The sequence below is a fragment of the Enterobacter sp. CFEC122 genome (assembly GCF_052983755.1).
In genome coordinates this window covers 68,370-79,583 of the sequence record NZ_JBRIQR010000007.1, presented here as the reverse complement: position 1 = coordinate 79,583, position 11,214 = coordinate 68,370, and the positions used below count along the sequence as shown (strand labels likewise).

Below are 11,214 nucleotides of genomic sequence, written 5' to 3'. Positions count from 1 at the left end.
TGCGAACGGCAACGGATGTTGCCGTTTTTGGTGTTTTGTGGGAGAGGGCACCAGACCGCACTACAACAACACACGTTTTGTAGGCCGGGTAAGGCGAAGCCGCCACCCGGCACAACTGCACTAGCTAAACATCACCTGCGCCCAGCGCGCCAGCCCTGCGGTAACGGAGCCAAAGTCATCGCCACCCGCGATAGGTATTCCCGGCAGCTGTTCGGCCAGCGCTTTCTTGATCAGCGGTGAACGAGCGCTACCGCCGGTCAGGTAAATCACGTCCGGCTTCTCTTTGCCGTTCTCCAGCGCGAGCTGCACCTGTTCCAGAATGCGCTGCAGCGGCTGGGCAAGCGCCGTCTCCAGCCCGTCCTGCGAAATGGCAGTGGCCAGTTCGTCACTGATAAACGGCAGGGAGACCGCATGTTCAGCGCGGTCGGACAGGGCAATTTTGCTCTCTTCCGCCGTACGCACCACGCGGTAGCTCAGACGCTGACGCCACACTTTATAGAGCAGGGCGACCTTTTCGCCGTCCTGGGCATCGCGCACCAGATCGTTAAGGAAGCGGCCGTTGGCGGTGCTGTAAAAATCACTCTGCGCAGGCACGTCGTTGATGGCAATCGCGTTCCACCACGGCAGGATCGGCAGGGCGATGCCTTTTTCGGTTTGCCCCCCCATGCCGAGCAGCGGCATCAGGCTCTTGAAGGCCAGGGCGATATCCAGATCGTTACCGCCCACGCGGCAGCCGCTGTGCCCGAGCAGGCTGTTTTCACGATCGCGACGGCGATGCCACTGCGGCCCCATCAGCAGCAGCGAGCAGTCCGTCGTGCCCCCGCCGATATCCACGACCAGTACGCGCTTCTCTTCCGTCAGCGTGGCTTCGAAGTCCAGCCCTGCGGCAACCGGCTCATACTGGAATACCACGTCGCGGAAGCCGGCGCGGTGCGCCGCGCGCTCCAGGATCCCCTGCGCCTGCTGGTTGGCCTCGTCGCCGCCCAGCCCCTGGAAGTTGATCGGGCGGCCAATCACCGCCTGGGTAATCGTATCGGAGACCTGCGTCTGCGCCTGCTGGCGAATATGCAGCATCATCGCGCACACCAGGTCTTCGAACAGCGCGACCTGCTGCGGCTTCAGGCCGCTGGCGCCGAGGAAGGATTTTGGCGACTTAACGAAATAGACCTCTTCGGGGTCTTCAATGTAGTGCCCGAGCGAGGAGAGGCCGAACTGCACGCTGGAGGGCGTAACGTCGATATCTTCCTCGCGGTTAAAGCTGACCGCCCGGCGCAGCAGCGCCTGGGTCTCCGCTGCCGTGGCCGGAACCTGATGGTGGCGAAACAGCCACTCGCTCACCGCTTCACGCGTCGGTGCGCAGAGCATAGACGGCAGCAGCGTGCTCTCTTTTTCCATTTTCAGGAGCCGTGGCTGCCCGTCTTGCATAATCGCAACCGAGCAGTTTGCCGTACCGTAGTCAAATCCAATAAACACGATGAATCCCCATGCCGGTGAGAAGGGGCGAGACTTTAACGAAATGTCTGCATGGCGACAACAGGAATATGAAAGCAAGGCAAAACAGGGTCTTTACGTTTATGCTGATAACACTAAAAAAGGAGCAACGATGTATACCCTCACCTGGCTTCCCCCTTATGACTGGCAGTGGATGTTTGGTTTTCTTGGCGCGCGCGCGGTAACGGGCATTGAAACCGTCACCAACGATTACTATGAGCGCAGTTTTGCCTGCGAGGGGCATCAGGGGATTTTCCGCGTGACGCCGGATATTGCCAGCCATACGCTGAGCGTGACGCTCAGCCCGGGGTTAATTCCGGTTGCGCAGGCGTGTCTTGAACGCATCGAACGCCTGTTCGATCTCCGCTGTAACCCGCAGCAAATAGCAGAAACGCTGGGTGAACTCGGTGCTGCAAGGCCAGGCTTGCGTTTACCGGGGGCGATGGATGCGTACGAGCAGGGCGTCCGGGCGATCCTCGGGCAGCTGGTGAGCGTGGCGATGGCGGCGAAGCTGGCGTCACGCGTGGTGGCGCTCTGTGGCGAACCGGTGGCGGATTGTCCGGGCTATCTCTGCTTCCCCACGCCCCAGGCGCTGGCGGCAGCGGACCCGCTGGCGCTGAAGGCGTTGGGTATGCCGCTAAAGCGCGCGGAGTCGCTGATTCATCTGGCGCAGTCGGTTATCGACGGAACGTTTCCGCTTTCCCCGCCCGCGAATACAGAAGAGGGGATGAAGGCGTTACAGCAGCGGCCGGGGATAGGGCGCTGGACGGCAAATTATCTGGCCCTGCGCGGCTGGCAGGCGAAAGATGTGTTTCTGCCGGATGATTACCTGATTAAACAGCGCTTCGCCGGAATGACGCCCGCGCAAATTCGTCGTTATGCCGAACGCTGGAAGCCGTGGCGCTCCTACGCGCTGCTGCACATCTGGTATACCGACGGCTGGGCACCGTCAGTTGATGGCGAAATAGCTGGTGTTGAGTAGAAGATCTAATGGCTGCGGCTCGGCGATAGTGTCACCAAAGATAAAATCGATGCCGATGCCGGAGAGCGTATCCATCATGATGGGCTGGTTACAGGGGCCCGCGATAGTTTTCATTCCCACACGCTGGGCGTGGCCCTGAACAATGGTCACCATCATCTCATCCATCAGATTGCCATACACGTTGGTTACCACCTCTGCATCCAGCATCAGATAGTCGGCCATATTCGCGGTCAGGTGGGTAAAGACGTTCATGTCGCGTCCCACCTGGCTGAAGATCACGCGGCAGCCCGCCTGGCGAAGCTTTTGCAGACCCCTGTGCAGGTTTTTATCCGGGTTGCACACCACATCGGCAGAGATAACCAGATGCAGCAGACGGCCCGGCATCGGGCTTTTATCCAGCAGGTCGAGCAGTTCATCGACCAGCGTCACGCTGGCTAAACCGGCCTCCGAGAGCGGCAGCGCCACGCCCATGCCTTTACTGGCGATCTGGGTGGCATAGGTGCGGAAAAATTCGCTAAAGATCCGTCTGTCGAGGGCGTGCAGAAGCTCAGGCTCCGCCAGACCCGAGCGGAAGGCATGCTCTTCCTGAACTTCGCCCTGGCTGGTCCACAGGCGTAACGACAGCAGCCAGAAATTACTGCTCTCCGGGATGCGCGGGGAGGCGACGCTGCGGGCAATCATCATCAGATGATTGTCTTTAATCATGTGCCACTGTTCATCAAGCGACATCATGCTGCGCGTGTGGTGATCCCGCTCCTGCTGGGGTTCATACACCGTCACCATGCCGCGCCCGCTGTTTTTTGAGGCGTAACAGGCAATGTCCGCCTGCGACATGATCTCCGATGCCTGATGGTTATTTTCATCAATCAGCGTGATGCCGGCGCTGGCGCCGATCCGATGCAGGCGGCCTTCCCACATAAAGTGATAGTCGTTGATGGCATGAATCAGGCGACCGGCGATATAGCGCGCGCTTTCCAGGTTGCAGTCCGGTAACAGTAACCCGAACTCGTCCCCGCCCAGACGCGCCAGCACGTCGCTGGAGCGGAGCATGGTCAACATCAGGGAAGCCAGTTCCCGCAGCAGGGCATCACCCGCGGCGTGGCCAGCCGTGTCGTTGACGGCTTTGAAGCGATCGAGGTCGATAAACACCAGGGCATGGCGCTGGCGCGTTTCGCGAACGGTCTGCAAGAGCCGTTTGAGATGGTTTTCGAAGCTGACCCGGTTTGCCAGATGGGTCAGGGCATCGTGGGAGGCGCTGTAGCTTAGCTGGCGCAGCATTTTGCGCGACTCGGTGACGTCCTGAATGACGATCACCGAGCCAATATTCTGTCCATCCAGCGTGCTGAGCGGCGTAATGCTGTAGTGGATATCATAATTGCCGCCAGTACGGCAGTTCAGCACCACATCCTGATCGATATCGGAACGGGACATATCGCCGCTGTGAATATTCTCCATCAGCGGCCCTTTTTCACCGAAGGTAATGTGTAACACCTTCAGGATCGGCTGGCCGATAGCCTCGGTCTGCAGCCAGCCGCTCATTTTCTCCGCGACCGGGTTCATAAAGGTGACGTTCATGTTGATATCGGTGCACAGCACCGCTTCACCGATGGAGTCGAGGGTAATGTGCAGACGCTCTTTTTCCTGGAAGAGGGCCTCGTTAAGCTGCTTAACCTCGGTCATGTCCATGTTGATGCCGAGCAGCCGTTCAACTTCCCCCTGCTTATTGAGCACCCGGTTCGCCAGGGAGCGAATATGACGCACGCCTTCCTTCACGCGGATGCGGAATTCCAGCTTAAACGGCAGACGGGAAATCAGGGAGTCCCGCAGCACCTGCTCAGCGTGGACGCGATCCTCCGGCAGCATCGTGTCGTGCCAGAGCTGCCAGGTGGGCTTGATGTGCGGCGGTATTTCATAGAGCTCAAACATCCGCTTATCCCAACTGATAATGTCGGGTTCCAGATCCCATTCCCAGATGCCGATGCCCCCGGCTTCGTTAGCCAGCGTAATGCGCTCCATCAGGCGCTTATTGACCCACTCGGTCTGCTTCAGATCGTTAATGTCTTCAATCTGGGCAATAAAATAGAGCGGGGAGCCGTCGGCATGGCGCACCACGGAGACGGCAAGCAGCGCCCAGACCACTTCCCCGTCGCGGGTGTAATAGCGCTTTTCGAGGGAGTAGGTATTGATCTCGCCGTTGACCAGCTGTTCGAGCTGCTCGAGGTCGGTATTCAGATCTTCTGGCCAGGTGAGCTGCTGGAAGGTCAGCGACTGAAGCTCCGTCTGGCTGTAGCCGAGGAAATTGCACAGCGCCTTGTTAGCCTGAAGCCATTTGCCTTCAATGCTGACCAGCGCCATTCCGATGGCGGAATATTCCATCGCGTTACGAAAGCGCTCTTCGCTTTCGGTGATGTGTTTGCGTTCGGCGCGGAAGGCGTACATCACCATGGTCATCACGTTAGCGGGCAGGAGCAGCATCAGGAACGGCAGCCAGGGGGCGTTCAGCATCGGCCCGGCGTGCTGGGTGGTCAGCGCCAGAGGATTGCGGGCAATCATCAGCGACACCACCATCACGGTGACCAGAAACACCATGAACGCTTCCATCCGCGGCAGGCGCACGGCGCTCCACATCAGCAGAACGATCACGCAGGTGAAGGGCCACGGCAGCCAGGTGATGGCTGCCCAACTGAGGGCTAACGTCACGGCCAGCGTGGTCAGCGTTTCCAGCAGCAATCGCGGGTCACGGTGGCGCAGCAGATAATGCGGCTTAAATAACAGCCCCAGTGGCACCAGTGCCAGTGCGCCAATGGCTTCTGACAACACCCAGACGAAGAAATTACGCAGGGGCTCAGAGCCGGGTGCCAGCAGAGACACCAGAATGCCGCCCATCAGTGGCGGCACCAGCGCGCTGCCGATGGCCACGCGGATCCAGTCGTTCAGATTCTGCAGCGGGTTGTACCACGGGAGCCATTTACGCAGGAACAGCGCGCCGATAACGGCCTCAATGACGTTGACCGCAGGGTAGATGAGGCTGACCGACCCCCAGGAGAACAGCATCCATGAGGCCAGAATATTGCCGAACGAACAGGCCAGGGCAATGCCCGGCCACATTTTTCCGGCATGGCGGTAAAACGCCACCATCATAATGGCGGTGGGAAACCAGAGCGGGGCCAGCAGGGTGCCGAAGCGGGTGAGCTCCAGCGAAAATAAGGTAAAGATAAAGGTGACCAGGCCCAGACAGACAAGTCGTAATAAAGGATGTGGGGTGGTCACCAAAACCCGCTGGTATTGTTTATTCATTACCGCTTTATCCAGAGACGCCATGCCGTCAGGGAAGAAGATGTCCGAACGCGTGAATTTGATAATTTGGTTTATGCTAGTACAAACAATTTACAATTCATATGGTGACCGCTCAGAATTTGACAACACAGACTTATTAAATACTTACTCCGTGAAAAAAAACGGGTGAGCGGCGAAAAAATGCGCATTTAAATTTCATTCAGGGAATAACTCGTCACTTTTCGGTCAGTCTCGCAGAACCTGAGTATTCGACTGGTATCACGCCCGCGAAATCCCTATAATTGCCGCGTTTGACGCTCCGGCGTCGTCCTTCCTTTACATCCAGGTTAATCAGGTCGCTAAATTTATGACTGATAAGTCTCATCAGTGCGTCATTATAGGCATCGCCGGCGCATCGGCTTCAGGTAAAAGTCTAATTGCCAGTACGCTTTATCGCGAACTGCGTGAACAAGTAGGTGATGAGCATATCGGCGTCATTCCCGAAGACAGCTATTACAAAGATCAATCCCATCTGTCGATGGAAGAGCGCGTTAAAACGAACTATGACCACCCAAATGCGATGGATCACAGCCTGCTGTTCCAGCATTTAGAAGCGCTTAAGAGCGGCCAGGCGATCGAATTGCCCGTTTACAGTTACGTAGAACATACCCGCACCCAGGAAACGATCCGCATCGAGCCGAAAAAGGTCATTATCCTTGAAGGCATCCTGCTGCTGACCGACGCCCGCCTGCGTGAATCCATGAACTTCTCGATTTTCGTCGATACCCCGCTGGATATTTGCCTGATGCGCCGCATCAAGCGTGACGTTAATGAACGCGGCCGCTCAATGGACTCCGTGATGGCGCAATACCAGAAAACGGTCCGCCCGATGTTCCTGCAGTTTATTGAGCCCTCCAAACAATACGCCGATATCATCGTGCCGCGCGGGGGTAAAAACCGCATCGCGATCGATATCTTAAAAGCGAAAATCAGCCAGTTTTTTGAATAAGCCGCGTGAATTGTGTACCGTTCAGAGATAACCTGGTTTTACCCTGAGCGCTTACCGGCTCAGGGTACGATGCATGAAAGGAGAAAAAGGCATGCGTCTTTGTGATCGCGATATTGAAGCCTGGCTGGATGAAGGCCGTTTGTCTATTACCCCACGTCCACCTGTTGAGCGTATCAATGGGGTGACCGTCGATGTCCGGTTGGGGAATAAATTCCGCACCTTTAGCGGCCATACCGCACCGTTCATTGACCTCAGCGGACCGAAGGACGAAGTCAGCGCCGCGCTCGATCGCGTGATGAGTGACGAAATCGTAATCGAAGATGGCGAAGCCTTTTATCTGCATCCGGGTGAACTGGCGCTGGCGGTAACGTTTGAATCTGTCACCCTGCCTGCGGACCTCGTCGGCTGGCTTGACGGCCGTTCTTCGCTGGCCCGACTGGGACTGATGGTACACGTGACCGCGCACCGTATCGATCCAGGCTGGTCGGGCCGTATTGTGCTGGAATTCTTCAATGCCGGTAAATTGCCGCTGGCGCTTCGTCCGGGGATGATGATCGGCGCGTTAAGTTTTGAACCGCTGTCAGGCCCGGCAGACAGGCCGTATAACCGCCGTCAGGACGCAAAATATCGCGACCAGCAGGGTGCGGTTGCCAGCCGTATTGATAAAGACTGATCGTTAGTCCATTGAGGATGCCATGAGAAGAGTTCTGACAACGCTGATGATTTTGCTGGTGGTGCTGGTGGCTGGCCTTTCGGCGTTGGTTCTGCTGGTTAACCCTAACGACTTCCGCGCGTATATGGTGCGGCAGGTTGAAGCACGCAGTGGTTATCAACTGAAGCTGGACGGGCCGCTGCGCTGGCACGTCTGGCCGCAGCTCAGCATTCTCTCTGGCCGCATGTCGCTCACGGCGCCGGGGGCGTCCCAGCCGCTGGTGTCCGCAGACAACATGCGCCTTGATGTGGCGCTGATCCCGCTCATTTCCCATCAGCTGCAGGTGAATCAGGTGATGCTGAAAGGCGCGGTGATTCAGCTCACCCCGCAAACTGAAGCTGTGCGTGATGCCAACGCGCCGGTGGCACCGCGTGAAAATACCCTGCCTGATGAACCGTCTGATACTGGCTGGTCCTTTGATATTGGCAAACTGAAAGTGGCCGATAGCGTGCTGGTTTTCCAGCATGAGCACGAAGAGCTGGTCACCGTTCGCAACATTAATCTGCAGATGGAACAGGATGAGCACCATCTTGCATCGGTGGAATTCAGCGGGCGCGTGAACCGCGATCAGCGGGATTTGACGCTGTCGTTGAATGCTAAAGTGAATGCGTCAGACTATCCGCATCAGCTCACGGCGAACATCCAGCAGCTCAACTGGCAGCTGACGGGGGCCAATCTGCCCACCCAGGGGATCGCCGGTCAGGGAACGCTGCAGGCCGTGTGGCGTGAGGAACAAAAACAGCTGGAGCTGGATAATCTCAACCTGCAGGCAAACGACAGTAGCCTGAAGGGGCAGGCGAGCGTCACCTTTGAAGAGAAGCCGAAGTGGGTGCTGAATCTGCAATTTGACAAGCTCAACCTGGAAAACCTGTTGCCACCTCTGCCAGCCAGCGCCACGGACAGCGAGGCGACGCAGACGGGGCAAAGCCAGGCACCGGTATCACGTCCGGTTATTTCGTCGAATCTCGATCAACCTGACTATAACGCTCTGCGCGGATTCACGGCGGATATTCTGCTGAAAGCCACCAGCCTGCGCTGGCGCGGCATGGACTTTACCGACGTGAGCAGCCAGATGTTTAACCATAACGGTTTGCTGGTGATCTCCGAACTGAGCGGCAAGATGGGCGCAGGACACCTCTCACTGCCCGGCACGCTGGATGTCCGTAAAGACGTTGCCAGCGCCGAATTCCAGCCGCGTCTCGATAACGTTGAGATAGGCACCATCCTGACCGCGTTTAACTACCCGATCTCTCTGACGGGGCAGTTGACGCTGGCGGGTGATTTCTCCGGCACGAAAATTGATGCCGATGCTTTCCGCCGCGAGTGGCAAGGGCAGGCGCATCTTGATCTGAAAAACTCCCGTATGGAAGGGCTTAACTTCCAGCAACTGGTGCAGCAGGCGGTGGAGCGCAGCAGCGATGTGAAAGCCCAGGAGAGCTACGACAGTGCCACGCGCCTCGACAGCTTCACCACGGACCTGACGCTGAACAACGGACAACTCTCTCTCGACGGAATGCAGGGTACCTCTTCACTCTTATCAGTAACGGGCGAGGGTAAGCTGGATCTGGTCAAAGAGACGGCGGACACGCGCTTTAACGTGCGGGTACTTTCCGGCTGGCAGGGGGAAAGCAAGCTCATCGACTTCCTGAAAGAGACGCCGGTCCCATTGAGCGTATACGGCAAATGGCAGGCCCTGAATTACAGTCTGCAGGTGGATCAGATCCTGCGTAAGCATCTGCAGGATGAAGCGAAACGTCGACTCAGCGGCTGGGCGGATCGTAATAAAGATTCACAGGACGGCAAGGATGTGAAGAAGCTGCTGGATAAGCTTTGATGCCTGTTGCGCCGGGGGGGCTTCGCCTTACCCGGCCTACAAAAACCGAACACCGCAGGCCGGGTGAGCGAAACGCCACCCGGCTTTTTTACACCTCAAAATCCAGTTCTTCCTCTTCCCGCAGCGGTATCAGCTGAACCTTCTGCACGCGATGGTTTTCAATCTGGAGCGTTTTAAGCCGATAGTCGCCGACCTGAACCTCTTCCCCCGGCTGTGGGATACGCTGCAAATACTCCATCAGCAGACCGGCAATGGTGTGGTATTCCCGTTTATCATCCAGCGGCAGCGGCACATACTGCACCAGGTCTTCCAGCGGCATATGGCCGTTAGCCGTCCACGAGCCGTCGGCGTTTTTCTGAATGTCGTGGCGGGCGTCAATCTCATCCACCTCGTTTGGCAGATTACCGGCAATGGTTTCCATCACGTCGCTGAGCGTGACCAGCCCTTCCACCGAACCAAACTCATCCACCACAAAGGCAAAGTGGGTGCGCGCGTTACGGAATTGCTCAAGGGCGGAAAGCAACGGCAGCCCCTCCGGGAAGACCAGCGGCTGGCGAACCAGGGCGCGGAGATTGAGCGGCTCACCGTGGAGCTGCTGCTGGAGCAGATCAATGACGTGTACCACGCCCAATAGCTCCTCTTCCGCTTCCCCGCCGGTCACCACCACGCGGGTGTGCTGGTTTTTATCCAGCAGGGCGCGAATGTGCGCTTCCGGGGCCGTCAGGTCAATATGCTCAATGTCATGCCGCGACGTCATAATGCTGCTGACCGTACGCTGGTTCAGATTGAGCACTCGCTCAATCATCCGTCGTTCCTGCGGGTCAAAGATCTGCCCGTCGCTGTGGTCGGCCAGCATGGCGGAGGATTCGGCGTCCAGCTCCGCATCCTCTTTCTTGCCGCTTAACAGACGCATGACCGTGTCGGCTGTGCGCTGACGCAGAGTCTGATTGGCGGAAAGGAAGCGACGGCGGTTGAATATCGCCAGCTGGTTAAGCGCTTCAATCATGACGGAGAACCCGATGGCGGCATACAGGTAGCCTTTCGGAATATGGAAGCCAAAACCGTCGGCCACCAGGCTGAAGCCAATCATCAGCAGGAAGCTCAGGCAAAGGATAACGATGGTCGGGTGACTGTTCACGAAGCGGGTCAGTGCCTTGCTGGCCATGACCATCAGCGTGATGGCAATAATGACCGCGGCCATCATCACCGCAAGGTGGTCCACCATCCCGACGGCGGTGATCACCGAGTCCAGGGAGAAGACCGCATCCAGCACCACGATTTGCGCGACCACCGGCCAGAATTTTGCTCCGCGGCGCTGGGTCGGGTTCTCGCTGTCTTTGCCTTCCAGCCGCTCGTTGAGCTCCACGGTGGCTTTGAACAGCAGGAATAGCCCGCCGAAGAGCATGATCAGATCGCGGGCGCTAAAGCTCAGACCGTGAATGGAGAACAGAGGCTGAGTGAGCGTGACCAGCCAGGAAATAGAGGCCAGCAGCAGTAAGCGCATCACCATCGCCAGCAGCAGCCCCGTTACGCGCGCGCGATCGCGCTGGGAAGGGGGCAGTTTTTCAGCGATGATGGCGATAAAAACCAGATTATCAATCCCGAGCACCAGCTCGATGACAACCAGCGTAACCAGCCCGGCCCAGATTGAGGGATCGGCAATCCATTCCATAGTAGTAGCAATACCTTCTTTAACATGACTAATGACACAATTCGATCATGGATAAAGCTGTGGGAAAATGCAATGTCAGTATGAGATTTCTCTCAATAATCATTAAATTAAAACTGGCGGGTATAATAGTTTTAATTTATACAGAAAATCTGTATTTATCCGAAATAACAAAATTAAGAAATATCGCATTAAAAGATGGTCAATCATAACGCTGTCAACATAAAGAAATTCTTAAAAA

7 protein-coding genes are annotated in these 11,214 nt (G+C 57.0%); 4 read left to right on the top strand and 3 right to left on the bottom strand.

What is annotated here, in order from left to right:
* Nucleotides 1-120: 120 nt before the first annotated feature.
* Complete coding sequence (yegD, locus tag ACVCAM_RS07090) at nt 121-1,473, bottom strand: molecular chaperone (RefSeq protein WP_023344513.1); 1,353 nt, start codon at nt 1,471-1,473, stop codon at nt 121-123.
* A gap of 130 nt (nt 1,474-1,603) precedes the next feature.
* On the opposite strand from yegD, the gene alkA reads away from it, so the two are divergent.
* Nucleotides 1,604-2,473, top strand: coding sequence for a DNA-3-methyladenine glycosylase 2 (gene alkA, locus ACVCAM_RS07085; protein WP_025913245.1), 870 nt, complete (start codon nt 1,604-1,606; stop codon nt 2,471-2,473).
* Here alkA and ACVCAM_RS07080 read toward each other — a convergent pair.
* Nucleotides 2,441-5,770 carry a diguanylate cyclase gene (locus ACVCAM_RS07080; RefSeq protein ID WP_008500856.1) on the bottom strand — a complete coding sequence of 1,110 codons (3,330 nt, stop codon included), beginning with the start codon at nt 5,768-5,770 and terminating at the stop codon, nt 2,441-2,443. The genes alkA and ACVCAM_RS07080 overlap by 33 nt on opposite strands.
* Before the next feature lie 346 nt (nt 5,771-6,116).
* Between ACVCAM_RS07080 and udk the strand changes: the two genes are divergently transcribed.
* The 3 genes from udk to asmA all read left to right on the top strand — a co-directional run bounded on the left by udk (nt 6,117) and on the right by asmA (nt 9,304).
* Nucleotides 6,117-6,758: a uridine kinase gene (gene udk, locus ACVCAM_RS07075; protein WP_008500855.1), complete on the top strand. Its 642-nt coding sequence runs from the start codon at nt 6,117-6,119 to the stop codon at nt 6,756-6,758.
* A gap of 91 nt (nt 6,759-6,849) precedes the next feature.
* Nucleotides 6,850-7,431 (top strand): dCTP deaminase, encoded by a 582-nt coding sequence (dcd, locus tag ACVCAM_RS07070; RefSeq protein ID WP_008500854.1) that lies wholly within the window; start codon nt 6,850-6,852, stop codon nt 7,429-7,431.
* A gap of 22 nt (nt 7,432-7,453) precedes the next feature.
* Entirely contained in the window at nt 7,454-9,304 is a 1,851-nt protein-coding gene (gene asmA / locus ACVCAM_RS07065) for an outer membrane assembly protein AsmA (RefSeq protein WP_025913247.1), read from the top strand.
* Between the two features lie 88 nt (nt 9,305-9,392).
* Here the strand turns inward: asmA and ACVCAM_RS07060 are convergent, their stop codons facing one another.
* Nucleotides 9,393-10,976, bottom strand: a complete 1,584-nt coding sequence (locus ACVCAM_RS07060) for a TerC family protein (protein WP_407223507.1) — start codon at nt 10,974-10,976, stop codon at nt 9,393-9,395.
* Between the last annotated feature and the right edge of the window lie 238 nt (nt 10,977-11,214).